This window comes from Glycomyces sp. NPDC046736, assembly GCF_040645615.1.
Lineage (GTDB): Bacteria > Actinomycetota > Actinomycetes > Mycobacteriales > Micromonosporaceae > Glycomyces.
Genome location: NZ_JBEYYO010000010.1, coordinates 11,259 through 36,770, shown reverse-complemented (window position 1 = coordinate 36,770; position 25,512 = coordinate 11,259). Strand labels below are relative to the sequence as shown.

Sequence of the window (25,512 nt, the reverse complement as noted above, 5' to 3'; positions counted from 1 at the left end):
GGGGAAGTCGGCCACAGCGCGGGAACGGCGATTCGCGGGCCGCCGACGCCCAAGGGTCACATAATGCTTACGGTGGACGGGCCCGGTCGCAATTTGTTGGATTAGTCGATAAACTAAAGATCGCCGTGCCGCAGAGGCCCGAGCCGTCCGCACCCTGAGGAGCACCGAATGCCTTACCGCCCGCCGCTGGTCGCCCGTGAGTTCTTCGTGGCCGACCCCCCGGAGCTGCCCCAGCGCGCCACCGGCGAGCAGGGCCTGTCGGCCGTGGCCCGGGCCGAAGTCGTCGAGTCCGGCCCCGCCTCGGTCCTGCTGAAGGCCGCCACGACCGCGGGGGAGGAGCTCTTCGTGGGCCTCGCCGCGGTCGCCGAAGGCGTGGTGCGCGCCCGCCTCTCGGCCGATCCTGACGCGAGGCCCGACGCCGAGCGGATCATCGAGCTGGTCCACGCCGGAACCTACGCCGACGCGAAGGTCATCGTCGAAGACGGCACGGTCACCGTCGACGCGGGCTCGGTGCGCGCCGTCGCCACGCTCGACGCCTGGTCGCTGCGCTACACCGACGCCTCCGGGCGGACCCTCGTGGCCCAGAACCCGGGCGAGGAGGACATCTCCGGGCGCCTGCGGACCCTCCCGTTCGGCCGGTCCCTGGTCGAGGGACAGCCCGTGGCCTACCACGAGTCCTTCACGGCCGCACCGGACGAGGCCTTCGCCGGGTTCGGCGAGCGCTTCGCGCCGCTGAACGCGCGCGGGCAGCGGCCGCTGATGTGGAACTTCGACGCGTTCGGCTCGGAGTCGATCCGCGCCTACAAGAACGTCCCGATCTACGTCTCCGACCGCGGCTACGGCGTCCTGGTCAACTCGGGCGCCCCGGTCGAGTTCGACGTGGCCCAGCAGACCCACGCGGCCGTCGAGATCATCGTGCCCGACGCGGTCCTGGAGTACTTCGTGCTCGCCGGGACGCCGCTGGAGGTCCTCGACCGCTACGACGGGCTCACCTCGCGTCCGGCGCTGCCTCCCAAGTGGGCCTTCGGCACCTGGATCTCCTCGGGGTTCTTCGAGGACAGCCGGGCGCAGGTCCTGGAGCGGGCCAAGAAGATCCGCGAGCGCGGCATCCCCTGCGACGTCCTCCACCTGGACACGTTCTGGCAGACCGACGGCCACTGGTCGGACATGCGCTGGGACCCCGAGAACTTCCCCGAGGCCCCCTCGCTCATGGCCGAGCTGGCCGATCAGGGCTTCAAGGTCTGCCTGTGGATGAACTCCTACATCTCCTACAAGTCGCCGCTGTTCGCGGTGGCCGACGCGGCCGGGTACTTCCTCAAGGACGCCAAGGGCGAGACCTATGTGGCCGACACCTGGCACGGCTCGTTCCCCGCGTGCGGCATCGTCGACTTCACCAACCCCGAGGCCACCGCGTGGTGGAAGGACCTGCTGCGCGGGCCGCTGCGCGACGGCGCGGCGCTGTACAAGACCGACTTCGCCGAGGGCGTGCCCGCCGACGCGGTGGCGCACAACGGGATGACCGGCACCGAGCTGCACAACGTCTACACGCTGCTCTACAACGACGCGGTGTGCGAGGTGACCCGCGAGATCCACGGCTACGAGTTCGTGTGGGCCCGCTCCTCGTTCCTCGGCGGCCAGCGCCACTCGGCGCAGTGGTCGGGCGACGTGCAGACCACGTGGGCCGGGCTGGGCGGCACTATCCGCGGCGGCCTCTCGCACGGCCTCTCGGGCGTCCCGTTCTGGTCCCACGACACCGGCGGATTCAACGGCACGCCCACCGACGACTTGTACGTGCGCTGGGCCCAGTTCGGCGCGCTCTCGCCGCTGCTGCGCTACCACGGCACCACCACCCGCGAGCTGTGGGAGTTCTCCGAGGAGGCCGAGCGGCTCGCGGTGGAGTCGCTGAAGCTGCGCTACTCGCTCGCGCCGTACCTGTACACGGCCGCGGTCAGGGCCTCGCGCACCGGCGAGCCGGTGCTGCGCGCCCTCAACGTCGACGACCCGGCCGACCCGGTCTCGTGGACGGCCGACCAGGAGTTCCGCCTCGGGACCGACCTGCTGGTGGCCCCGGTGAACGACCCGTCCGGCGAGCGGAAGGTCTACCTACCCGAAGGCACGTGGATCGACTTCTGGACCAAGGAGGTCCACGAGGGCGGGCGCTACATCGACACCAAGCACGGCCTGGAGACCTTCCCGGTGTTCGTGCGCTACGGGGCGATCATCCCGCGCGTCGAGCCCGGCGAGACCTTCGGCGACGGGCCCTTCGCGGGGATCACGCTCGAACTGTGGGGCACCCCGCAGCGGGGGATCACGCTTTCGGACGTCGACGGCGATACCACCGTGGATGTGGAAACAGTTTCAGAAACTGTTGTGACCCTGGTTTCGACGGGTCCCGCGGACCTCGCTAATGTGAGGGTGATCGATGTCGCGGGCAAGCCCGCGGAGGCGAAGCTGGAGCGTAAATAGATGAGCCTTGTGGCCGGAGTCGACTCCTCGACTCAGTCGACGAAAGTCCTGCTGGTCGAGTCCGAGACGGGCGAGATCGTCGACTCCGGTCGCGCCTCCCACCCCGAGGGCACCGAATGCCCGCCCGAGGCCTGGTGGGAGGCCCTGCAAGAGGCCGGACGCGGCATCCTCGACCGCGCCGAGGCCGTGGCCGTCTCCGGGCAGCAGCACGGCATGGTCGCCCTCGACGCGAACAACGAGGTCGTGCGCCCCGCCCTGCTGTGGAACGACACCCGCTCGGCCCCCCAAGCCGAGCGCCTCACCGCCGAGAGCGGCGCCGAGGCCTGGGCCGACGACACCGGGCTGGTCCTCGCCGCGTCCTTCACCGCCACGAAACTCGCCTGGCTCGCCGAGCACGAACCCGAGAACGCGGCCCGCACCGCCTCGGTGATGCTCCCGCACGACTGGCTCACGATGCGCCTGCGCGGCGCGAGCGCCGCCGAGGCCACGACCGACCGCTCCGACGCCTCCGGCACCGGCTACTGGTCGCCCCGCACCGGCGCTTACGTGCCCGAACGCCTCGTCCAGGCCTTCGGCCGCGAACTCGCGCTCCCGCGCGTGGCCGCCCCGAACGAGATCGTCGGCCGCACCCCTGGGGGCGCGGCCGTGGCCCCCGGCACCGGCGACAACGCCGGGGCCGCGCTCGGCCTCGGTCTCGAATCCGGCGACGTCGTGGTCTCTCTCGGCACCTCCGGGACCGTCTTCGGCGTCTCCGACGTGCCCGCCGCCGACCCCTCGGGGCTCGTGGCCGGGTTCGCCGACGCCACCGGCCGGTACCTGCCGCTGGTCTGCACCCTCAACGCCGCGCGCGTGCTCGACACGTTCCGCGAACTGCTCGGTGCCGACCACGCCGAGTTCGACGCGCTCGCACTCGCCGCCGAACCCGGCTCGGGAGGCCTGACCCTCCTGCCATACCTCGACGGCGAACGAACCCCCAACCGCCCCAGCGCTACTGGAGTCCTGGCGGGGATCACCACGGGCGCGACCCGCGCCGACCTCGCCCGCGCGGCGGTCGAAGGCATGCTCTCGGCCCAGGCCGACGGCCTCGCCGCCCTTGCGGCCCAAGGGCTCACGGCCTCCCGGGTGCTCCTCATCGGCGGCGCTTCAGCTTCAGAAGCGGTGCGCCGCATCGCCCCCACCGTGTTCGGCGTCGAGGTCGATCTGCCGCCCTCGGCCGAGTACGTGGCCCTGGGGGCCGCGAAGCAGGCGGCCTGGGCGCTCTCCGGCGCGGCGCAGCCGCCGAGCTGGCGCATCGGCGACACCGAGCGGCTCACCGGCAAGGCCGCGACCGCAGTATCCGAGCAGTACGGAACGCTCCGGGACGAGACCGCTTCCTGGGCTTCCCACCGATGAGCAAAGGACTGAACATGACTGACAAGTACACGCCGGTTCCCGAGGACAAGTTCTCGTTTGGGATTTGGACGGTGGGTTGGGCGGCGCAGGATGTGTTCGGGTCGGCGACGCGGGCGCCGATGAGTGCGGACCGGGCGGTGCGTGAGCTCGCCGCGATCGGCGCTTACGGGGTGAATTTCCATGACAATGACGTGTTCGGTTTCGATGACTCCGAGGCGGAGAAGGAGGCGAAGGTCGCCGCGTTCCGTAAGGCCCTGGATGAGACGGGTCTGAAGGTCACGACCGCGACCACGAATCTCTTCAGCCACCCGGTCTTCAAAGACGGCGGGTTCACCGCGAACGACCGCGACGTGCGCCGGTTCGCGATCAGCAAGGTGATGCGGAATATCGACCTGGCGGCCGAGTTGGGTGCTGAGGTGTATGTCGCGTGGGGTGGTCGTGAAGGTGCCGAGTCGGGTGGGTCGAAAGATGTCCAGTCGGCGATGGCGCGGATGAAGGAAGCGTTCGATGTCCTGGGCGAGTATGTCGTCTCGCAGGGGTATGACCTCAGGTTCGCGATCGAGCCGAAGCCGAACGAACCCCGCGGGAACATTCTCCTCCCGACGCTCGGTCACGCGTTGGCGTTCATCAACGAGTTGGAGCGCCCCGAGTTGGTGGGGATCAACCCGGAGATCGGGCATGAGGAGATGGCCGGGCTCGACTACGCGGCCGGGATCCGGCAAGCGCTGTGGCACGGGAAGCTCTACCACATCGATTTGAATGGGCAGACTGGTCCGCGGTATGACCAGGACCTGCGGTTCGGTGCCGGGAATGTCGGCGGCGCGTTCTGGACCGTCGACGCGGTCGAAGAGGGCATCGCGAAGGGCCAATACACGGGTCCGATCCACTTCGATTTCAAGCCCCCGCGCACCGAGGACGACAAGGGCGTGTGGGTCTCGGCAGCGGCGTGTATGCGCAACTACCTGATCCTGCGCGACAAGGTCAAAGCGTTCCGGGCCGACCCCGAGGTACAGGCAGCGCTCAAGGCCGCGCGGGTCGACCAACTCGCGGTCCCGACCCTGGCCGAGGGTGAAACCTGGTCGGACGTGAAAGACGTTGAGGTCGACGTCCAGGCTTTGGCGGCGAAGGGCATGGCGTTCGAGGCCCTGGACCAACTCGCCCTCGAACACCTCTACGGCGTTCGTTAGCGTCTACGATTTCAACGACGGTGGCCCCGGAGTTTTGCTCCGGGGCCACCGTCGTAACGATATCTTGTTCTAGTAGTTAGAGATGTCGAGAAAATTTGCTCAAGGAGGCGACACGCCGCAAATGAAGGTATGATCGATCGTATTGAATCGGTATGGTCAGGAGGTGAAAACGATGACTAGAACAGTGATCAATCTCGATGACGACCTCCTTGATCAGGCCAGCGTGATCTTCGGAACGAAGACCAAGGTGGCGACCGTCAATGCCGCGCTCAAGGACGCGGTCGATCGCCGGAAGCGGCGGGAGCTCTTCGACTGGATCGCAGGGGGCGGCCTTCCCGACTTCGGCGACGAGGAGCTGATGGAGCGGGCGTGGCAGTAGCGAAATTCCTGGTCGACAAGAGCGCCTACTGGCGTATCCAGCAACCGCTGGTCGCTTCGCGTCTCGGCCCACTGCTCGACCAGGGCCTCCTCGGCCTGTGTCGCATCGTTGAAATGGAGATGCTGGTGAGCGCCCGGAACTCCGTGGAATCGGATTACATCAGGGGCACCTTCGTCGGACACGAGCGGCTGACCATGCCCGACGAAGTCTGGGACCGCGCTTCTGAAGTCCAGAACGCGCTCGTCGGCAAGGGCCTGCACCGCAAGGTCGGCATTCCCGACCTGCTCATCGCCGCCACGGCGGAAAGGCATGGCGTGACCGTCCTCCACTACGACAAGGACTTCGACCGGATCGCCGAGGTCACCGGGCAGGCCGTCGAGTGGGTCGTTCCCCCCGGCGAAGCCGACTTACCCCCGCAATGCACGGAAACGGGCCCGGAGCTTTTGCTCCGGGCCCGTTTCTCAACCCCACACCCATCAGTTGGAACGACGAGCGCCGTAAGGCGTTCGTCCCCCTCAGGAGGATCGCTTTCCCCTTGCCCTGAACATTAGGGGGCGAGGTGGCGCGTTCACCGGGAGAATCATCAGAGTTCCATTGGAACCTCAGCGGTCGGCCGGGGCAGGCGGGACGGGCGGGTCGGTGAGGTCTGCCAGTTGCCGCTGCCAGATGCCGACGCTGTGCCAGGCGCCGCGCTTGTACCCGGCGTCGCGGATGGAGCCGAGGAGTTCGAAGCCGAAGCGCTCGTGCAGGGCCTCGCTGCCGGGGTTGGGCTGCGTTATCTGGGCCATGACGCTGCGGAAGCCCTGCTTCTCCAGGCGCGCGAGCAGTTCGCGGTACAGCAGCGACCCGATGCCCAGGCCCAGGTGCGCGGGGGAGAGGTACACGGTCGCCTCGGCGGTCCATGCGTACGCCTGCTTCGGGCGCCACGGCCCCGCGTACGCCAGGCCCGCCACGTCCCCGCCGGTCTCGGCCACCAGGTACGGGTACTGTCCGGCGGCGCCTTCGAGCTGTGCCGCCCACTCCTCGGCCGTGTAGGGCTCGGTGCGGAAGTTCGCGTCGGACTCGGCGATGTAGTGGTTGAGGATCGCCGCGGCGGCGGGCGCGTCCCCGGCTCGCGCGAAGCGCACTTCGGTGGTGCTCATGGCCGAAGCCTATCGGGCCGTACCGGCCGGTAACCGCCGTGATCCCGTCAAGCGGACGACTGCCGCGTCACCACATCGTGCTCGGGCGCCACGCGCAGTTCGTGGGCCGCAGCCCGCCCGTGGCCCTGAAGTCCTCGACCGCCCGCGCGAGCGTGCTCAGCGCGATGTGCGAGTCGGCCGGGAACAGGCTCTCGGTGTCCATGTCGCGCACCAGCCGCACGCCCTTGCCGTGTCCGTCTTCGGAGTAGGTGATCCACGCGCCCGGGCCGTAGTCCTCGCCGCCGGGCCCGTAGTAGGACAGCGCGCCGACCTCGCTGGCGCGGTCGGCGATGATCTTGAGGCCGTGGTCGGGACGCCCGCCCGGTTCGTACCCGGGCCGGTCCCTCACGTGAGCGGTCGCGACCTGCACCAGGTCCGAGGCCAGGATCGTGGCCACCGCCGCGGCCACCCCGCTCGGGTCGTAGGCGAGGAGGATCCGCGTCCCGTTGTCCCTGGTGCAGAGCTGGAACTCGGCGCAGTAGCCGGCGACGTGCGCGCCCGCGGGACCAGCGCTCATCGGAGGTGCTCCTTCCGGGTCGGGGAACGCGGTCGAGCGCGACGGGGAGTCGCGCTGGGATTCGAGTCGGATCGCCATGTCGGACACCACACCTCGCAAGGGCCGCAGAAAGTCCGGCTCCCCCAAAGGAAGCCGATTGGGGTTTGTAGACGACAGTACGTGCGCGATCATGCCATTTCGCCGATCAGTCGGGAAGCCGACAGAAGTCCCATGACGTGCTGTGACAACCTGTCCATGCAAGTCGCAGTTTCCAATCTGGATCGCGAATCGTCACCGGGGCCGGACCCGCCCCCGCCCCTGACCGCCAGCGCGGCAAGATAGAACGATGCGAGTGGAGCTGCTGGGACCATTGCGGGTGCTGGACGAGACCGGGACCGAAGTGCCCGTCCCGGCCGGACGCCAGCGCGCGCTCCTCGCCCGCCTCGCCCTCGACAGCCCCCGCGCGCTCAGCGCCGACACTCTCATCGACGCCGCCTGGCCCGAAGGCGCCGCCGCCCCCGCCAACGCCGCCGGGGCCCTCCACACCCAACTCTCCCGCCTGCGCCGCCTCCTCGGCGACCGCATCGTCTCCGGCCCCGGCGGCTACCGCCTCACCGACGCCGACACCGACGTGGCCGACTTCGAGCGCCTCGCCGCCCGCGCCGAGACCGCCGCCCGCACCGGCGCCCCCGCCACCGTGCGCCACCTCGCCGAGGCCGCCCTCGAACTCTGGCGCGGCCCGGCCCTGGCCGACCTCGAACACGCCTTCGCCGACACCGCCCTGGTCCGCCTCACCGCCCGCCGCGAGGCCGTCGCCGCGCTCCTCCTCGACGCCCGAATCCACCTCGACGGCGCCGACACCGTGCTCGCCGACCTCGCCGCCCGCCACGCCGCCAACCCTCTCGACGAACCCGAGGCCGCCCGCTACATGCGGGCCCTCGCCGCCTCCGGACGCCAAGCCGAGGCCCTCGCCCTGTTCGAGACCGTCCGAGGCGCACTCGCCGACGACCTCGGCGTCGACCCCTCGCCGGTCCTCACCGAGGCCCACCTCGACATCCTCCGCGGCACCGCCCCGGCCCCCACGCACCCCAAGGCGAACCGCATCTCCCAACCGCTCACCGCCTGCATCGGCCGCGAGAGCGAGCTCGCCGCCCTCCCCGAACTCCTCAAGGCCGGTCGCCTGGTCACCCTCACCGGCCCCGGCGGCACCGGCAAGACCCGCCTCGCCCTCGAAGTCATCCGCCGTATCGGCCTGGGCGGCCGCGACGTCGGCATGGTCGAACTCGCGCCCGTCGCCGACCCCTCCCGCCTCCCCGAGGTCTTCATCGACGCCCTCGGCCTGGGCGAATCCATCCTCGCCCGCGGCGGCGACGACCCGGCGACCCGCCTCGAAGAGGCCCTCTGGAACCGCGAACCGACCATCGTGGTCGACAACTGCGAACACCTCGTCGAAGACGTCGCCGCGCTCCTGGCCTCCCTCCTGGGCCGCGTCCCCGGCCTGCGTGTCCTCGCCACCAGCCGCGAAGCCCTCGGCATCACCGGCGAGACCGTGTTCGACGTCGGCCCCCTCCCCACCCCCGAACCCGACGCCGACCCCGCAGACCTCGCCTCCCACGCCGCGATCCGCCTCTTCGAAGAACGCGCCCGCCAAAGCGACCCCGCGTTCACCGTCGACGAATCCAACGCCCGCACCGTGATTGAGATCTGCGCCGCCCTCGACGGCCTCCCGCTGGCCATCGAACTCGCCGCCGCCCGCCTGCGCGCCATGAGCCTCGCAGACCTCGCCGCGCGCCTCGGCGACCGCTTCGGCCTCCTCGGCCGCGGCCCCCGCACCGCCGCCCCCAGGCAGCGCACCCTCCGCGCCGTCGTGGACTGGTCCTGGGACCTCCTCGACCCCGCCGAACGCGAAGCCCTCGCCCGCCTCTCGGTCTTCAACGGCACCGTCGACCTCGACGCCGCCTGCGAAGTCTGCGCCACCGACGCCGACGCCATCACCGGCCTGGTCGACAAGTCCCTCGTCCAGCACCTCAGCGGCGGCCGCTACCGCCTCCTGGAGACCGTGCGCGAATACGCCGCCTCCCGCCTGGCCGAACGCGGCGAGACCGCCGAGTACTACACGCGCCACGCCGAGCACTACGCCCGCCTCGCCGAAGCCGCCGAACCCCACCTCATGAGGGCCGAACAGGTCGAATGGCTCGACCGCCTCGCCCTCGACCACGGCAACCTCACCGCCGCCATCCGCCGTACCATCGCCTCGGGCGACGCGAACCTCGCCCACCGCGCCGTGGCCCCGGCCTCCTGGTACTGGTGGATGCGCGGCTACCGCCGCGAAGGCCAGGAACTCGCCGCCCAGGTCCGCGGCATGGAAGGCCCCGTCGACCCGCTCCTGCGCGCGAAGGTCGCCATGGCCGGCAACTGGGCCATGTGGGCCGGCTCGCTCGACCCCGCCGCCGTCGACGCAGGGTACGCCGAGGCCGAACGCCTCATCCAAGCCCACGACCTCGGCCGATCCGAACCCATGACCCAGATCGTGCCCATCATCCGCGCCCTGCTCGCCGGTGACGAGGCCCGCCTGCGCGCCATCCTGGACTCACTCGACCGCGAACAGGACGCCTGGGTCCGCGGCGTGGGCCTGCTGTTCGTCTCCGACTTCTCCGGGCGCGCGGGCCGCCTCGAACTCGTCGAAGCCGAACTGGGCGAGGCGCTGGCGATCTTCGAGCGGATCGGGGAGCGCTTCGGGCTCATCCTGTCCCTCCAGGCCGTGGCGGGCGTCCGGATGGCCGCGGGGGACTACGCCGAAGCCAGGCGCCTGCTGGTGCGCGCCGTCGAGGCCGAGGCCGAGTTCGGCGCCGACCTGGCCGACTCGGTGGTGGCCGAGACGCTGTGGCGCATCGACGCCGAGCACGGGGACGACCCGGCCTCGGTGCTGGAGCGGATGCGGGCGATGACCGGGCGGGCCGAGCGGATCGGCAACGACGAGAACGTGGTGGCCTCGCGCATCTCGGCCGCGATCTGCCTGCGCCGCTTGGGAAGGGTCGCCGAGGCCCGCGACGAGCTCTTGGACGCCGAGGCCGCGCTGCCGCAGTTCCGCGACTTCTCCGACGTGGCGTTGCAGCTGTACCGCCAGCTCGTGGACCTGGCGCGCGAAACCGGCGACCCGGATCTGGAGATCCGGGCCGCCGGGATGGTTAGCGGCAGCGAGTGGCCGTTCAGCTTGTGAGCTTGCGCCGGTAGGCCCGCAGCGAGAGCGGCACGAACACCGCCAGGATCGCCGCGCACCAGGCCAGGAGCGCGAGCGTCTCCGAACCCGGCGTCCCTCCGCTGAGGAACATCCGCATCGTGTCGGCCAGGGCCGTGAGCGGGTTGGCCGAGGCCCACCACTGCACGGGCCCGGGCAGCGTGTCCTTCTCGATGAAGATCGTGGACGTGTACGCCAACGGCATGAGCAGGCTGATCATCCAGGTCTGGATCTGCTCCTCGCTCTTGGCGGTGAGCCCGACCAGGGCCATCGTCCAGGACGCGGCGAACAGGAACAGCAGCAGCGCGAGCGCGGCCCCTGCGGTCCCGAGCACGCCGCCGTCCGAGCGGTAGCCGATCGCGAACGCCACGCCGCCGACCACGAGCAGCGCCCACGTGTGCTTGACCATGTCGGCCGCGATCCGCCCGGCCAGCAGCGCGAACCGCGAGACCGGCATCGCGGTGAGGCGGTCGAACACCCCTTCCTTGATGTCCCCGTACAGGCCCAGCCCGGTCGCGGTGATCGCGAAGAACAGACCCATCGCGATGATGGTCGGCCCCGCGTACTGGAGGAAGTCCTTCCACGAGCCCATCATCTGGCCGCCCATGAAGAACGTGATGGACAGCAGGATCATCAGCGGGATCATGAAGAACTCGATGAGCTGCGCGGGCTGGTGCCGGATCGAGGCGAGCGACCGCGCGGTCATCGAGGCGGCCTGGGCCAACGGCCCGCGGGTGGTGGTCCAGGTGGTGGTCGCGGTGGTCATGCTGCGAGCTCCTTCTGCTTCGTCTCGGCGGTGTGCCCGGTGAGGGTCAGGAACACCTCGTCCAGGGTCGGTTCGTGCAGGCCGAACCCGGTCAGGTCGATCCCGGCCTGCCCGACCCGGGCCATCACGGCCTGGGCCTCCCCGGCATGTGCGACCGGCACCACGAGATCGCCGTCCTCTTGGCGCGACTGCGCCCCGATCGCCCAGTCGGCGAGCTGCGCGAGCTGGCCGAGGCTCTCGGGCCTGGCGGGGGACAGGCGCAGGACCTGGCCGCCGACGGTCTGCTTGAGCTGGGACGGGGTGCCCGAGGCGATGACCTTGCCGGTGTCGATCACCGCGATCGAGTCGGCGAGCTGGTCGGCCTCCTCCAGGTACTGGGTGGTGAGCAGGACCGTGGTGCCCTCGGCGACGAGTTCGCGGACGATGTCCCACAGCCCGCCCCGGCTCTTGGGGTCGAGGCCCGTGGTCGGCTCGTCGAGGAACAACACCTCGGGCCTGCGCACGATCGACGCGGCCAGGTCGAGGCGGCGCCGCATCCCGCCCGAGTACTTGTCGGCGGCGCGACCGGCCGCGTGCGCCAGGTCGAACCGCTCGATGAGCTCGTGGGCGCGCTGCCTGGCCTGGCGGCGGGACGCGCCGAGGAGCCGGGCGATGAGCATGAGGTTCTGCTCGCCCGACAGGGCCGGGTCGAGACCGGCGTACTGGCCGGTGAGCCCGATGCGCTCGCGCACCTTCCCGGCCTCGGCGGCGACGTCGTGGCCGAGCACGCGGGCCGTCCCGGCGTCGGCGGTGGTGAGCGTGGACAGGATCCGCACGGCGGTGGTCTTGCCCGCGCCGTTGGGGCCCAGGACGCCCAGGACGGTGCCGGGCGCGGCGGCGAGGTGGACGCCGTCGAGGGCGCGGACCTCGCCGAAGGCCTTCACCAGCCCTCGGACTTCGATCGCGTACTTCATGGGGTGCCTCTCTGGTTCGCTTGCTGTGGAACCAGATTGCGACCGCGGCCTCTCACCGGGCTTTCACGGGGCTTTCACCGCCGGTTTCACCGGCCTGTCACCGGTGTATTCCCAGTTCAGACCCCTTCGGGCAGGAACGCGATCAGCCCTGCGGCCACCGCGGTCATCTCCGCACCGGACGCCGCCTCGTCCACCACGGTCTCGTCGAACGTCCCGAATATCGCCGCGATGTAGCGGTCGTCCGAGCCGATCGTGCCGGTCGAGAGCAGGTACCGGTCGGGCTTGCAGCAGCCCCAGCCCTGCTTGGCCGCCCAGTCGAGTCCGGCCGCGGCCTCGGGGATGCCGAACGTCTGGTCGTAGCCGTCGGACCCGAACTCGGTGGTCTGGGCCATCGCGTCGAGGATCACCGCGCGGGCCTCCTCGGGCAGCTCGGTGAGCACGTACTCGTACATCCGCACCGCGTCCGAGGCCGACATCAACGTGTCGCCCCAGCGGCCCGGATCGGTCGACGGCGTCGTGAACCGGAGCCCCATCGCCGCGGCCTGCTCCTCGACCACGGCCGTGCGGTCGACCATGCCCCACAGGTCGTTCGCGATCGCGTCGTCGCTGCGGGAGATCATCTCGGCCACCCGGCCCGGGTCGGCCCCGCGCTCCAGAGCGCCCACCGCGATCAGGATCTTGACCACCGACATCGTCTGCTTCGCCTCGTCGGGGTTGTGGCTGAGCAGGTACTCGCCCGAGGCCGTGTCGTACAGCACGAAACTGAACTCGCCGGTCAGCCCTTCGAGCAGCTCCGCCGCGTACTGCTCGGGGTCGATCTGTTCGGGCTCGGGTTCGGGCGCGAACGAGATCGTGCCCTCCGGCGCGGGGATCATCGTGAGCGCGCCGACCGTGAGGGCCGCGGCGCAGACCACGGCGGCCACGGCCCACGCCCATGTTCGGCCGGTGAGCACACCGCGGGCGGCACTTGAGGGAGCATCCATGAGGGACCTGTTTCCGGCGTAGGGACGAGCCGTTACGGCAGTGCGGAGTCTAACAATCCGCCGCCGCCGACAGTCGAGTCAGGACCCGGACACAGCCCGGAAAAAGGCCGCCCCGCGGCGCGAGACGGCCCTTGTCCGACGATTCAGCCCTTGATGGCCCCGGTGATGACGGCCTTGGTGAAGTGCTTCTGGATGAACGGGTACATGATCACGATCGGCACGATCGTGCACACCACGACCGCCATCTTCAACGCGGCGGTCGGCGCGGCGGCCGCGGCCTGGTACTGGCTCGCCTGCGAGGCCGCGCCGGGCAGGCCCTGGGTCGACATGAGCATCCGCTGGAGCACCACCTGGATCGGCTGGACCTCCTGGCTGGGGATGTACAGCACCGCCTGGAAGTAGATGTTCCAGTACATGACCGCGTAGAACAGCGCGATGACGGCCAGGATCGCCTTCGACATCGGCAGGACGATCTTGAACAGGGTCCGGAACTCGCCCGCGCCGTCCATCCTGGCCGCGTCCAGGAGCTCGCCCGGGACGCTGTTCATGAAGAACGCCCGCAGCACGATCAGGTTGAACGCGTTCATGGCCATCGGCAGGATCAGCGACCAGTAGCTGTTGAACAGGCCCAGCGACTGCACCACCAGGAAGCTCGGGTACAGGCCCGGCGCGAACAGGAACGTGAACAGCACCAGCATCAGCAGCGGCCGGTGCAGCAGCGTCCCCGGACGCGAGAGCCCGTAGGCCGCGCCGATGGTGATCACCATGCTGATGGCGGTGCCGCCCAGCGTCAGGGCCAGCGTCAGCAGCAGCGACTCGGTGAGCGCGCCGCCCGAGAAGATCTCCTCGTACGCCTTGAGGCTGACCTCGGTGGGGATGAGCAGCAGGTTGCCGCCGGCGCGGGAGAGCGCCTCCTCGCTGGCGAAGCTGGTCGCCACGACCGCCCAGATCGGCAGCACGATCGCGGCCGCGTAGCAGACCAGGAACAGCGCCTTGACCGTCTTGCCCAGGAGCGACGGCTCCTCGTCCCAGGACGGGCGCTTGTTGGCGCCGCGCCGCGGCTGGATCCGAATCTCGTTGGTGGTCATGACTTCTGGTAGATCCCTTGCTCTCCGAGGCGGTGGGCCACGCTGTTGGCGATGAGGATCAGGATCAGCCCGATCACGCCCTTGAACAGGCCCGCCGCGGTGCCGAAGGACTCGGACTGGGGCCCGATGATGCTGCGGTAGTAGACGAAGGTGTCGAGCACCTCGGTCGCGCCGAAGCCGACCGATTCGCGTTGCAGCTGGTACTGCTCGAACCCGACGGTCAGGATGCCGCCGAGTTGGAGGATGAGCAGCAGCACGATGACCGGCCGGATGCCCGGAAGCGTGATGTGCCACATGCGCTTCCAGCGTCCCGCGCCGTCGACCGCCGCGGCCTCGTACAGGCTCGGGTTGATCGAGGCGAGCGCGGCCAGGAAGATGATCATGCCCCAGCCCGCGTCCTTCCAGGCCCACTGCATCCAGGCCAGGAACACGAACGAGTCGCCGTTGGTCATGAAGCTCAACCGCTCGCCGCCGGACTGGAGCAGCAGGTTCGAGACCAGGCCGTCGGAGCCGAGCATCTGCACGAACACGGTCACGACCAGGACCCACGAGAAGAAGTACGGCAGGTACACCACCGACTGGAACAGGCTGCGGACCTTGGTCGAGACCACGCTGTGCATCACCAGCGCCAGCGCGATCGACAGCGGGAACACGAACGTCAGCTGCGCGAGCGCGAACTTGAGCGTGTTCCCCAGCGCCGGAAGGAAGTACGGGTCGGAGAACAGCCGCTCGAACCAGGCCAGTCCCACGAACGGGTTCTCCCAGAACGGCCGGTGCGGACTGTAGTCCATGAACGCGATGATGTTCCACGCGCTGGGCCAGTAGAAGAAGATCGCCAGCTGCGCCATGGCGGGCAGCGTGAGCAGGAGCAGGGGCCAGTCGTGGCGGAGCCGCTGCCCCAGCGTCCGCCTGCGCTTGACGAGGGGACGCGCTGCGGGGGCCGACGCGGCTCCCTGAACTGAAGTCTGGAGTGCTGCCATCGTGATGTCGGTATCCGGTCCGGTTCGCGGTCAGGGGAACAAGGTGGGTGCGGCCGGGCGGAGACCCGCCCGGCCGCCGGACTACTCGCCGTGCAGCGCTTCGTAGACAGCGGTGAAGTGCTCGCGGCCCTCTTCGCCGCCGTTCTTGAGGAACGTCTCGACGATCGAGGGGACGTCGGTGAGTTCGGCGCGCCCGAAGGCCACGTCGTTCTCCTGGTCCATGCGGCTCTGCGAGGCGGCGGTGTAGGCCGCGGGGGCCTCGACGCGGACGCCGGCCCAGATGTCCTCCTCGAAGTACTCCTTGAGCGCGGCGTTCTGGTCGAACAGCGCCTGGACCATCGCGGGCGGGCCGGTCAGGAACTTCTGGACCTCGCCGGAGAAGGTCTTGTAGTTGACCGGGGCCTGGACGACGCTGACGCCCAGCTCGGTGAAGACCGGGGTGCCGTCCTCGCCGTAGTTGAAGTGTGTGCCCTCGACGCCGTACTCCAGCAGCTCCCATTCCCGGGTGCCGTAGGGGGACGAGCAGAAGTTCGCCACGTCGAGCAGCTCTTCGACCTGCTCCTGGGAGAGGTCCTTGTTGAGGAAGACCCAGCCTTCGACGTCGGCCTTGGCATGCACGAGCGGCGTGCGCCCCTCGACCGCGATCGCGCCGAGCGCGCCGATGCCGCCGGGGGCCTCGCCGTTGGCGACCCAGTCGGTGTACTCGCTCCAGAAGGTCATGCCGTCCTGCTGGAACAGGCTGGTGCCGGCTTTGAACAGCGCCTTGGTGTCGAGGGTGCCGCTGGCGATGTCGGGGTGCTGGAGCTTCTCGTCGTGCAGGATGCGGCGGAACTCGAGCCATTCGGTGTACTCGGGGCGCTCGCAGTTGTGCACGAGCTTGCCGTCGATGTAGGCCCAGCCGTCGCCCGAGGCGAGCCCGAACCAGGCCGAGGTGAGCCAGTCGGTGCCCAGGAACGCCCACTTGCCGGCCGCGTCGTCGGAGAAGGCGCGGGCCACGTCGAGCAGTTCGGCGGTGGTCGTGGGGACGTCCATGCCGAGCTCGTCGAGCAGGTCGGTGCGGTAGAACATCGCGTTCTGGGTCCCGCCGAGCATGGACCCGGGGATGCCGAAGATGCGGGCCGACTCGGGGTCGTCGGGGTCGGTCGACCACACGGCCTTGCCCCAGACCTCGTCGCCGAGGCCGGCCAGGAGCGGCCAGCGGTCGGAGATGTCTCCCGAGACGATGTCGGTCAGGTCGTAGAAGGTGTTCACGACCGTCTCGCGGAAGTCGGGGTGGGCGTACAGCATCCAGCTGAAGATCTGGATCCCGTCGCCGAACTCGTTGGCCTGCAACCACTGCTGCGAGGTCTCGGCGTAGGTGTTGCCGTCGGCGTGGCGGAGGTTGACCACGGTGCCGCCCCACGCGTCCTGGACGGTGGCGTAGTAGTCGTCGCCGGTCGAGGGCGCCTCGCCCCACATGGGGACGGTGATCTCGTACGTGCCCGATCCCGAGGGCGTGTCGGTGATCGCCTGGACCGGCTCGGGGTAGGAGGTGAAGCCCGAGGGGTGGTTCGGCGGCTCGCCGATCAGGTCGGGCTCCAGCGGGAGCTTCCACTCCTTGTACTCGGGAAGGAAGTCGAACCCGGTCTGGACCTGCGAGGAGCCGCCGCCCGATTCGATGTCGCTGCAAGCGGCCATGACGGGGAGGCCCGCGATGCCCGCGGCGCCGATTCCGGCGGCCTTGAACAGGGATCGGCGCCGGAGGGTCGACCCGTCTGAGGGAGAAGCCACGTTGCTGTCCTTTCGGTCGTGAAGCTGTGAGGGATTTCGAGGAGTGAGGCCGGTAATTAGTTCGGCTATTCGATAAACTAAAGTAGCGCACGGTGACACCCCGCACAAGCCAGGGGTCGAGCGAAACGAGCGCGGATTGATCACGATTGGGGAACGGGCCTTGTGGTGGAGCGCTTGCGTGCGCCACTGTCGGGGACTGCTCGACGACCGTTGGTCGCCATCCACGACAATGCCAATCGAAGGCGTGAACCAACGGCCGACGGCGGGCGCGAAGACAGCAGGAGGACGAACATGGCGATGCGCATAGCGGCGAAGTCGGCCGGGCACGGCGACGAAGCGCCGCGACGCGCCAAGCGCGCCGACTTCACGGACGTGCGGGCCAACAACCTCGGCTTCGTGCTCCGGCAGGTCCGCGCCGAGGGCCGCTGCTCCCGCGCCGACCTCGCCGCCAAGACCGGCCTGAACAAGGCCACCGTGTCCTCACTGGTCGCCGAGCTCATCGAGCGCCGCGTCCTGCGCGAGTCCGGCTCGGTCATCGGCAACATCGGCCGCCCCGCGGTGCTGCTGAGCGTCGACACCGGCTACTACGCCTCGCTCGGGGTCGAGATCAACGTCGACTACATGACCCTCGTCGCCGTCGACCTGGCCGGGAACCGCCTCCTGTCCTGGCGCCGCGCCCACGACGGGGCCGGGTCCACGCCCGGGCGCTCGGTCTCGGTGCTGGCCGCCCTCGCCAAGCGCGCGGTGGACAAGATGGACGCCGAGGGCCGCCAGATCCTCGGCCTGGCCGTGGCCGTCCCCGGCATGATCGACAACGAGGGCGCCGTCCAGCGCGCCCCGATGCTCGGCTGGAGCGACTTCGACCTGACCGGGCGCCTGCGGGCGGCCATGCGCGACCCCAAGCACGCCGTCACGGTCGACAACGACGCCAACCTCGGCGCGGTCGCCGAGCAGCGCTTCGGGTCCTGGGCCGGCGTGTCCAACATGATCTATCTCACCGGCGAGATCGGACTCGGCGCGGGCTTGATCGTCGACGGCGAACTGCGCCGCGGCGCAACGGGTTTCGCCGGGGAGATCGGCAACCTCCTGGTCGAGATCGACGGCCGCGTCGGACGGGTCGAGGACTTCGCGGGCGTCCGCGCCGTGCTCGACGAGCTGTCCGAAGCCGACGACATCGCCGGAGCCGAGGTCGAGGCCGAAGTCGAGGACATCGTCACGCGCGCCCGCGCGGGGGAGGCCCGCGTGGTCGAGGCCCTGGAGCGCATCGGCCGCTCGCTCGGCGCGGGCGTGGCCCTCGCCGTGGACCTCCTCAACCCCGAAGTCGTGGTCCTCGGCGGCCACTACCAGGCACTGAGCCCTTGGATCAGCCCCGCGGCCGAGACCGAGCTGGCCGCGCGCACCCACGCCTCGGGCGCGGGCGGGGCCGAGATCGTGGTCTCGGCGCTCGGCCACGAGGCCCCCGCGCTCGGCGCGGCCACCGGCATCCTCAACGACATCGACGCAGGGAAGATGCCCACCCCGCTCGGACGCTGATCCTATATCATATATCCTATAGGATCAGTGGCGTCGACCTGAGAGTCGGCGTTGTTTCAGAACTGTTACCCCGCCTGTTTTCGCAGGCACCAGGCCCGCGTTGCGGGCGAAACCGTCACCTTTCCTCGCCGCAGCGGCGTCCGCGCCTTGACTCCGGTCGGGCCCGGGTGTAGAAATCTTGCATTCCTCAATCGAAGCGCTTCGACAAGGTTCTTCACTGAAAACTCGGGCCGGTCACCCGGCTCGCGTCGTCGAAGCGCTTCGACGGACCACAACTCGGCCCCTCACCGGCCCCGCACAGCCAGCGACAGCGAAGTCCACCAAGGAAGTCCCACATGAACGAGCCGCGTCCCGCCTTCCGCGACCCCGACCTCTCCCGCGAGGACCGCGTCGCCGACCTCCTCGCCCGCCTCACCCTCGACGAGAAGCTCGGCCTCCTGCACCAGTACCACCGGCCGGTCGAACGACTCGGCATGGGCCCCTTCAAGACCGGCACCGAAGCCCTCCACGGGCTCGCGTGGCTCGGCGAGGCCACCGTGTTCCCGCAGGTCGTGGCCCTCGGCGCGACCTGGAACCCCGAGCTGGTCGAACGCGTGGGCGCGGCCGTGGCCGACGAGGTGCTCGCCTTCCACCGCAAAGACCCGGTCAAGGTCGGCCGCAACGTGTGGGCCCCCACCGTCAACCCGCTGCGCGACCCCCGCTGGGGCCGCAACGAGGAGGGCTACTCCGAGGACGCGTGGATGACCGGCGTCATGGGCGCCGCCTACGCACGCGGCCTCAAGAGCGACGACGGCTCGACCTGGAAGACCGCCCCCACCGTCAAGCACTTCCTTGCCTACGGCAACGAGGTCGACCGTTGCGTCACCTCCTCGAACCTGCCGCCCAGAGTCCTGCGCGAGTACGAGTTCGCCGCCCACCGCCCGGCACTGGCGAGCGGCGACGCGGTCGCGGTCATGCTCTCCTACAACCTCGTCAACGGCCGCCCCGCGCACGTGACCCCCCTCGTCAACACCGACCTGCGCACCTGGGCCGACGGCGAGGTCTTCGTCGTCTCCGACGCCTACGCGCCCAACAACCTCGCGGGCCTCCAGGGCTACTTCGAGGACCTCCCCACCGCCTACGCCGCCGCCGTCAAGGCCGGACTCGACTCCTTCACCCAGGACGACGACCGCCCCGCCGAAGTCCTCGCCCACCTCCAGGCCGCCCTCGACCGCGGCCTGCTCGCCGAAGCCGACGTCGACACCGCGGTGCGCCGCAACCTCTTCGTACGCTTCGGCCTCGGCGAGTTCGACCCCGAGGACCCCTACGCCGACCTCGACCACGACGTGGTCGACTCGCCCGAGCACCGCGCCCTCGCCCGCGAGGCCGCCGCACAGTCGATCACCCTCCTGGCGAACGATGGGCTCCTCCCGCTCCAGGCCCCGAAGAAGATCGCCGTCGTCGGCGCCCTCGCCGACGTCCAGATGCAGGACTGGTACTCCGGGACCCTCCCGTACGCGATCACCGCTCGAGCGGCGCTGGCCGAACGCGCCGAGGTCGTCCACGCCGAGGGCTTCGACCGGATCCGCCTGCGCCACAAAACCGGCTACGTCACCGTGGACGGCACCGACCTCGCGATCACCGACGCCACCGGCCTGGCCGCGCAGTTCGACCTCCTCGACTGGGGCGGCCTCTCCTACCTGATCCGCAGCGCGGCCACCGGCAAGGTCGTCAACGCCTCCAAGGACGGCCGCGTGGCCACCGACTCGGACGGCCCGCACGAGTTCGACGTGACCGAGACGTTCCGCATCGCCGAGATCGAAGGCGGCAAGGTCGCGTTCCGCCAGATCCACAAGGCCGAGGACGCCGAGGCCGGGCAGTGGCTCGGCGTGGCCGAGGACGGGACGCTGCGCCTGTGCCCCGACCTGGCCGAAGCGGCCGCGTTCGACTTCGAGTTCGTGACCAAGGGCCACGAGCAGGCCGCCGCGCTCGCCGCCGACGCCGACGTGGCCGTCGTGGTCATCGGCGACCACCCGCTGATCAACGGCCGCGAGACCGAGGACCGCACCGACCTGTTCCTCCCGCAGTCGCAGGAGTGCCTCCTGCGGCAGGTGATGGAAGCCAACCCGAATACGATCCTGGTCATGTCCTCGTCGTATCCGTTCGCCCTGAACTGGGACGGCACGCGCCCGCCCGCGGTGCTGTGGTCGGGCCACGGCGGCCAGGAGTGGGGCCCGGCCCTCGCCGCGGTCCTCTACGGCGACCGCGACCCCGAGGGCCGCCTCCCGCAGACCTGGTACACCGACGCCGCCGAGCTGCCCGCGCTGCTCGACTACGACATCATCGCCTCGGACGCGACCTACCTCTACTACCTCGGCCAGCCGCTCCACCCCTTCGGGCACGGCCTTTCCTACGCCGAGTTCAAGTACGCGAACCTCACCGTCGACACCGAGACGGCCCGCCCCGGCGAGGACCTCACCGTCACCGTCGAGGTCACCAACACCTCCGGGCGCGACGGCGTCGAGGTCGTCCAGCTCTACTCCCACCAGTGCGGCTCGCGCGTCAAGCAGCCCCTGCGGCAGCTCCGCGGCTTCGAGAAGATCCGCCTCGCCGCAGGAGAGACCCGGACCGTGACCTTCACCCTCGCCGTGGACGACCTCGCCCACTGGGACAACGTCACCGGCCGCATGATCGTCGAGAAGTCCCGCCAGCGCCTCATGATCGGCCGCTCCGCGACCGACATCGTGCTCTCGGCCTCGGTGCGCGTCGACGGCGAGGTCGTCGGCCCCCGCGACCTCACCGCCCCCTTGGCCGCCACCGCGAACGACGCCTACGCGGGCGTGCTGTGGCGCGACGAGAACCGAACCTCCGGCGACGTGATCGCCGCCGAGGAGGCCGGCGGCTGGATCATGCTCGGCGACTGCGACTTCCAGGACGGGCGCTACACGAGTGTGACCGCCCGCGTGGCCGGACTGGCCTCGCAGCTGACGCTGCGCGCCGACGACCCGCTCGACGGCGACGTGCTCGCCAAGATCGACACGCCCGCCACCGGCGGCGTCTACGACTACGCCGACGTCACCGTCGACCTGGTCGCCCCCGCCGGGGTCTGCGACCTCTACGTCACGTTCGAGGGACCCGTGCGCCTCTCGACCCTGCGCTTCGGGACGGCGTCCTAGTGGCCCGCGGCGTGACCATCGCCGACGTGGCCGCCCGCGCCGAGGTCGCCGCCAGCACCGTCTCCTACGTGCTCAGCGGCAAACGCTCGATCTCCCCCGAGACCGCCGGGCGCGTCATGCGGGCGGTCGCCGAACTCGGCTACCACCCGCACGCCGGGGCCCGCTCGCTCGCCTCCCGGCGGGCCGGGGTCCTCGCGATGATGCTGCCCCTGCGCGACGGCATGCACCTGCCCGTCCTCATGCAGTTCGCCTCCGGCGCGGTCACCGAGGCCCGCCGCCACGACCAGGACGTGCTGCTCATGACCGCCGACGAAGGCCCCGCGGGCCTGGCCCGCGTCGCCGCCTCGGCCATGGTCGACGGCCTCATCCTCATGGACGTCGAACTGCGCGACCCGCGCGTGGAGACCCTGCGCCGACTCGGCCTGCCCAGCGTCCTCATCGGCTTCCCCGCCGAAGCCGACGGCCTGACCTGCGTCGACCTCGACTTCACCGCCGCCGGACGCGTCTGCGCCGACTACCTCGCAGGCCGCGGCTGCGAGGACATCGCGCTGCTGGGCGCCTCCGAAGCGGTCTACGCCCGCCGCACCGGCTTCGCCGAACGCGTCCGCGACGGGTTCCTCTCGCGCCCCGGCCCCCGCGCCGAGGCCTGGCCCTGCCCCGACGAACCGGTCGCCGTGCAGCGCACCGTCAAGGAACTCCTCGCGGCCCGCCCGGGCCTGACCGGCATGGCCGTGCACAACGAGCCCGCCGTCGGGCACGTCATGCACGCCCTCGCCGACGCGGGCAAGCACGTGGGGGAGGACTTCCACGTGGTCGTCATCGGCCCCGACGAGGTCGCCGAACGCGTCCACCCGCAGCTGCCCTCGGTGCCCGTCCCCGCCGAGATCCTCGCCGAGACCGCCGTGCGCCACCTCATGCGCAAGCTCGACGGCCTCCCCGTCCCCGACGCCACCCTCGTCGAACCGCAGCTCACCGTCCGCTGAGACGCCGAACGGCGGCCCCGGGAAATCGCGCTCATGCGGCTCGCTGAGCGTTTTCCCGGGACCGCCGTCTTTTCGGGGAGAGAGTTGAGTCTCTGTCAGCCGACGTCGACGCCCTGGTCCTGCAACCAGGTGAGCGAGTCGACCTTCTCGCCGTCCAGCAGCACCTCGAAGTGCAGGTGCGGGCCGGTCGAGCGGCCGGTCGAACCGGAGAGCATGACCGTCTCGCCCTTCTCGACCTTGTCGCCCACGTTCACGAGGATCTCCGAGGCGTGCGCGTAGCGCGTCTCGATGCCGTTGCCGTGGTCGATGTACAGCACGTTGCCGTAGCCGCCGGGCTCGAACCCGACGTAGGTCACGGTGCCCGCACCGGCGGCGACGATCTCGTCGCCGGTCCAGTTCGCGAAGTCGGTCCCGCCGTGAAGGCGGCCGTCGCGCTGGCCGAAGTGGGAGGTGATGCTGGCGGTGGACGGGGTCGTCCACGGGTTGGCGGCCGCTTCGGCCTCGGCGATGGCCTGCTTCTCGGCTTCGGCGGCGGCCTCGGCCGCGGCTTCGGCGGCTGCCTGCTCGGCGGCTTCGGCCTCGGCCTGCGCCTGCGCTTCGGCCTCAGCCTGCGCGGCGGCCTCGGCGGCGGCCTGCTCCTCGGCGGCCTTCTCGGCCTCGGCGTCCGCGGCCATCTCGGAAAGGATCTCGTCGACCTTCCAGGAGGCCTGCACGACCGTCCCGTGGTCCCTGGTGTTGCCTTCATCGGCCTGTGCGCTCTGACCGGAGACCGCGGCGACGGCCCATCCGATCACGATCGCGCCGAGAAGTCCTCCCGACACGAAACGCCAACTGTGACGCTCGCGACGGATGCGGCGGATCCGGTCGATGACCCGGCTCCGGCGGCTGTTCATTTCGGTGCCCGCGGATTCGCGGTTCTCGTCATGTATGCCCATAGCGCGGAGAAACGTATCCGACCCGATCCCGACAATCGGCCCATGACCAGGCGATACAACGTCCAAACTGGTCCCCTTGCGGGCCAGGTCGGCACCCCGGGGCGGCCGAACCTCCTCCGAAAGGAGGAGGGAGAACACGGAGCGTGATCATGCGACTCCGTCGCGTCCCCCGATTGATATCGACATGACCGTGACGCAGGCCGCCGCCTAAACTTGGAAGGTCTGGGCCGATTCGGCCCGCCGTCGCCTGAAGGAGTGCCCCATGATCACCGCTGCCGGTCTCGAGCTGCGCGCCGGTTCGCGCATCCTCCTGTCCGGGGCCGATCTGCGGATCCAGCCCGGCGACAGGATCGGCCTCGTCGGACGCAACGGCGCCGGCAAGACCACCACCATGAACGTCCTCGCCGGCCTCACCCAGCCCTACACCGGCAAGATCGAGAACAACGGGCCCTTCGGCTACCTGCCCCAGGACCCGCGCTTCGCCGACCTCACCCAGACCGCGTCCAACCGGGTCCTCTCGGCCCGCGGCCTCGACCAGCTCCTATCCGACCTCGCCAAGACCGAGGCCGAACTCGCCGAGGTCGCCGACGACGCCAGGCGCGACAAGCTCGTGAACCGCTACTCGCGCCTCGAAGAGCAGTTCTCGGCCCGCGGCGGCTACCAGGCCGAGTCCGAGGCCGCCCGCATCTGCTCCAAGCTCGGCCTCGAAGACCGCATCCTCGCCCAGTCCCTCCAGACCCTCTCGGGCGGCCAGCGGCGCCGCGTCGAGCTCGCCCGCATCCTCTTCTCCGACGACGGCGACGGCATCCTCCTGCTCGACGAGCCCACCAACCACCTCGACGCCGACTCCATCAACTGGCTGCGCGGCTTCCTCGCCGCCCACAAGGGCGGCCTGGTCCTCATCACCCACGACGTCGAACTCCTCGACGAAGTGGTCAACACCGTGTGGTTCCTCGACCCCACCCGCTCGGTCATCGACATCTACAACCTCGGCTGGAAGGCCTACCAGCGTCAAAGGGCCGAAGACGCCGAACGGCGCCGCCGCGAGAGGGCCAACGCCGAGAAGAAGGCCGCCACGCTCACCAAGCAGGCCGCGAAACTCGGCGCGAAGGCCACCAAGGCCAAGGCCGCCAAGGGCATGATCCGCCGCGCCGAGGAGATGCTCGACAACCTCGAAGAGGACCTCGTGCAGGAGAAGGTCGCCGACGTGCGCCTCCCGCAGCCCGCCCCGTGCGGCAAGGTCCCCCTCACCGCGTCCGGGCTCTCCAAGTCCTACGGCTCGCTGGAGATCTTCACCGGCGTCGACCTCGCCATCGACCGCGGCTCCCGCGTGGTCATCCTCGGTCTCAACGGCGCGGGCAAGACCACCCTCCTGCGCATGCTCGCCGGGACGCTCGAACCCGACACCGGCGAAGTCGAACCCGGCTATGGCCTGCGCATCGGGTACTTCGCGCAGGAGCACGACACGCTCGACCACACCGGCACGGTCCTGGAGCAGATGCAGTCGGCCGCCTCGGACTCCGGCGCCGACCTGCCCGACTCGGAGCTGCGGAAGATCCTCGGCGCGTTCCTGTTCCCCGGCGACGACGTGCACAAGCCCGTCGGCGTGCTGTCGGGCGGCGAGAAGACGCGGCTGGCGCTGGCGAGCCTGGTCTGCTCGGGCGCGAACGTGCTGCTCCTGGACGAGCCCACGAACAACCTCGACCCGGCGAGTCGCCAGCAGGTCCTCGACGCGGTCGACGGCTTCAGCGGCGCGATCGTGATGGTCACCCACGACCCGGGCGCGGTCGAAGCCCTCCGCCCCGAACGGGCGATCCTCCTGCCCGACGGCGACGAGGACCTCTGGTCCGACGACCTGATGGAACTGGTCGAACTCGCCTGAGCGAACGCGAAGGGGCGGGCCGTCTTCGGCCCGCCCCTTCGCGTGTCGCTTCGCGTGTCGCTTCGCGTGTCGCTTCGCGTGTCGCTTCGCGTGTCGCTTCGCGTGTCGCTTCGCGTGTCGCTTCGCGTGTCGCTTCGCGTGTCGC

At 70.2% G+C, this 25,512-nt stretch carries 19 protein-coding genes; 10 read left to right on the top strand and 9 right to left on the bottom strand.

All coding sequences use genetic code 11. From position 1 onward, the window contains the following. The first annotated feature begins 168 nt into the window (after positions 1-168). From AB0B28_RS11755 to AB0B28_RS11735, 5 genes are all read left to right on the top strand, one after another. On the top strand, positions 169-2,466 hold the full coding sequence (locus AB0B28_RS11755) for a TIM-barrel domain-containing protein (RefSeq protein ID WP_360119883.1): 2,298 nt from the start codon (positions 169-171) through the stop codon (positions 2,464-2,466). After that, entirely contained in the window at positions 2,467-3,858 is a 1,392-nt protein-coding gene (xylB, locus tag AB0B28_RS11750; protein ID WP_360119881.1) for a xylulokinase, read from the top strand. A gap of 14 nt (positions 3,859-3,872) precedes the next feature. Then, on the top strand, positions 3,873-5,045 hold the full coding sequence (xylA, locus tag AB0B28_RS11745; protein WP_360119879.1) for a xylose isomerase: 1,173 nt from the start codon (positions 3,873-3,875) through the stop codon (positions 5,043-5,045). 184 nt (positions 5,046-5,229) lie between these two features. Then, the gene (locus AB0B28_RS11740) at positions 5,230-5,424 is read left to right on the top strand and encodes a type II toxin-antitoxin system VapB family antitoxin (RefSeq protein ID WP_360119877.1); all 195 of its coding nucleotides are present in this window, start codon (positions 5,230-5,232) and stop codon (positions 5,422-5,424) included. After that, positions 5,415-5,975, top strand: a complete 561-nt coding sequence (locus tag AB0B28_RS11735) for a PIN domain nuclease (protein ID WP_360119875.1) — start codon at positions 5,415-5,417, stop codon at positions 5,973-5,975. Before AB0B28_RS11740 ends, AB0B28_RS11735 begins: the two co-directional genes overlap by 10 nt. Positions 5,976-6,026: 51 nt before the next feature. Here the strand turns inward: AB0B28_RS11735 and AB0B28_RS11730 are convergent, their stop codons facing one another. Next, positions 6,027-6,566, bottom strand: coding sequence for an N-acetyltransferase family protein (locus AB0B28_RS11730; RefSeq protein WP_360119873.1), 540 nt, complete (start codon positions 6,564-6,566; stop codon positions 6,027-6,029). Between the two features lie 67 nt (positions 6,567-6,633). Continuing rightward, a complete protein-coding gene (locus AB0B28_RS11725; RefSeq protein ID WP_360119871.1) occupies positions 6,634-7,122 on the bottom strand; it encodes an Imm1 family immunity protein in 489 nt (162 codons plus the stop codon). Between the two features lie 325 nt (positions 7,123-7,447). On the opposite strand from AB0B28_RS11725, the gene AB0B28_RS11720 reads away from it, so the two are divergent. Then, positions 7,448-10,321, top strand: a complete 2,874-nt coding sequence (locus tag AB0B28_RS11720; protein ID WP_360119869.1) for a BTAD domain-containing putative transcriptional regulator — start codon at positions 7,448-7,450, stop codon at positions 10,319-10,321. Here the strand turns inward: AB0B28_RS11720 and AB0B28_RS11715 are convergent. From AB0B28_RS11715 to AB0B28_RS11690, 6 genes are all read right to left on the bottom strand, one after another. Next, positions 10,311-11,105 carry an ABC transporter permease gene (locus AB0B28_RS11715; protein ID WP_360119867.1) on the bottom strand — a complete coding sequence of 265 codons (795 nt, stop codon included), beginning with the start codon at positions 11,103-11,105 and terminating at the stop codon, positions 10,311-10,313. The genes AB0B28_RS11720 and AB0B28_RS11715 overlap by 11 nt on opposite strands. Beyond that, positions 11,102-12,058 carry an ATP-binding cassette domain-containing protein gene (locus AB0B28_RS11710; protein WP_360119865.1) on the bottom strand — a complete coding sequence of 319 codons (957 nt, stop codon included), beginning with the start codon at positions 12,056-12,058 and terminating at the stop codon, positions 11,102-11,104. Before AB0B28_RS11710 ends, AB0B28_RS11715 begins: the two co-directional genes overlap by 4 nt. Before the next feature lie 116 nt (positions 12,059-12,174). Beyond that, positions 12,175-13,041, bottom strand: a complete 867-nt coding sequence (locus AB0B28_RS11705) for a hypothetical protein (RefSeq protein WP_360119863.1) — start codon at positions 13,039-13,041, stop codon at positions 12,175-12,177. A gap of 143 nt (positions 13,042-13,184) precedes the next feature. Continuing rightward, positions 13,185-14,129: a carbohydrate ABC transporter permease gene (locus AB0B28_RS11700; protein WP_360119860.1), complete on the bottom strand. Its 945-nt coding sequence runs from the start codon at positions 14,127-14,129 to the stop codon at positions 13,185-13,187. Beyond that, positions 14,126-15,109, bottom strand: coding sequence for an ABC transporter permease subunit (locus AB0B28_RS11695; RefSeq protein ID WP_360119858.1), 984 nt, complete (start codon positions 15,107-15,109; stop codon positions 14,126-14,128). Before AB0B28_RS11695 ends, AB0B28_RS11700 begins: the two co-directional genes overlap by 4 nt. Before the next feature lie 81 nt (positions 15,110-15,190). Further along, on the bottom strand, positions 15,191-16,879 hold the full coding sequence (locus AB0B28_RS11690) for an extracellular solute-binding protein (RefSeq protein ID WP_360119856.1): 1,689 nt from the start codon (positions 16,877-16,879) through the stop codon (positions 15,191-15,193). 291 nt (positions 16,880-17,170) lie between these two features. On the opposite strand from AB0B28_RS11690, the gene AB0B28_RS11685 reads away from it, so the two are divergent. From AB0B28_RS11685 to AB0B28_RS11675, 3 genes are all read left to right on the top strand, one after another. Next, complete coding sequence (locus AB0B28_RS11685; protein WP_360119854.1) at positions 17,171-18,412, top strand: ROK family transcriptional regulator; 1,242 nt, start codon at positions 17,171-17,173, stop codon at positions 18,410-18,412. Between the two features lie 335 nt (positions 18,413-18,747). After that, entirely contained in the window at positions 18,748-21,567 is a 2,820-nt protein-coding gene (locus AB0B28_RS11680) for a glycoside hydrolase family 3 C-terminal domain-containing protein (protein ID WP_360119852.1), read from the top strand. Between the two features lie 11 nt (positions 21,568-21,578). Next, the gene (locus AB0B28_RS11675) at positions 21,579-22,550 is read left to right on the top strand and encodes a LacI family DNA-binding transcriptional regulator (RefSeq protein WP_360119850.1); all 972 of its coding nucleotides are present in this window, start codon (positions 21,579-21,581) and stop codon (positions 22,548-22,550) included. A 95-nt stretch (positions 22,551-22,645) separates the two neighbouring features. Here the strand turns inward: AB0B28_RS11675 and AB0B28_RS11670 are convergent, their stop codons facing one another. Further along, positions 22,646-23,371 carry a M23 family metallopeptidase gene (locus tag AB0B28_RS11670; RefSeq protein WP_360119848.1) on the bottom strand — a complete coding sequence of 242 codons (726 nt, stop codon included), beginning with the start codon at positions 23,369-23,371 and terminating at the stop codon, positions 22,646-22,648. A 376-nt stretch (positions 23,372-23,747) separates the two neighbouring features. Between AB0B28_RS11670 and AB0B28_RS11665 the strand changes: the two genes are divergently transcribed. After that, positions 23,748-25,367 carry an ABC-F family ATP-binding cassette domain-containing protein gene (locus AB0B28_RS11665; RefSeq protein WP_360119846.1) on the top strand — a complete coding sequence of 540 codons (1,620 nt, stop codon included), beginning with the start codon at positions 23,748-23,750 and terminating at the stop codon, positions 25,365-25,367. Positions 25,368-25,512: the final 145 nt, after the last annotated feature.